The organism is Kitasatospora sp. NPDC058243 (assembly GCF_042882025.1).
Classification (GTDB): domain Bacteria; phylum Actinomycetota; class Actinomycetes; order Streptomycetales; family Streptomycetaceae; genus Kitasatospora.
Map to the genome: position 1 here is coordinate 1,350 of NZ_JBHVWW010000150.1, position 453 is coordinate 1,802.

At 69.5% G+C, this 453-nt stretch carries 1 protein-coding gene; it reads left to right on the forward strand.

The annotated features are described in order from the left end of the window. Nucleotides 1-453 (forward strand): transposase (locus ACFVX9_RS39685; RefSeq protein WP_387987160.1); only part of this gene is annotated, 453 nt, incomplete at both ends.

Sequence of the window (453 nt, forward strand, 5' to 3'; positions counted from 1 at the left end):
AGCTTCTATGAGGTCACGATCGCCGGCCGGTGCACGAGACGGCACCTAGCGGACGCGGACGCTGACCTGCGCGCCCTGATCTCCCGCACCGCGCCCGGCCTGCTCGCGCCCCTGGGCGTCGGGACCGAGACTGCCGGACAGCTGCTGGCCACCGCTGGAGACAACCCCGACAGGCTCGCCTCAGAAGCGTCCTTCGCCCACCTGTGCGCCGCCGCACCCGTGCCATCCTCATCCGGGCGCACAGACCGCCACCGGCTCAACCGTGGTGGAGACCGCCAGGCCAGCCGTGCGCTGCACACAATCGTGCTGGTCCGCATGCGCCACGACCCGCGGACCCGCAACTACGTCGCACGACGCACCCCCGAAGGACTCAAGACGAAGGACATCTTCAGGTGCCTCAAGCACTTCGTCGCGCGAGAGGTCTGCCGCCATCTCACCCACAGTTCCAGCGGC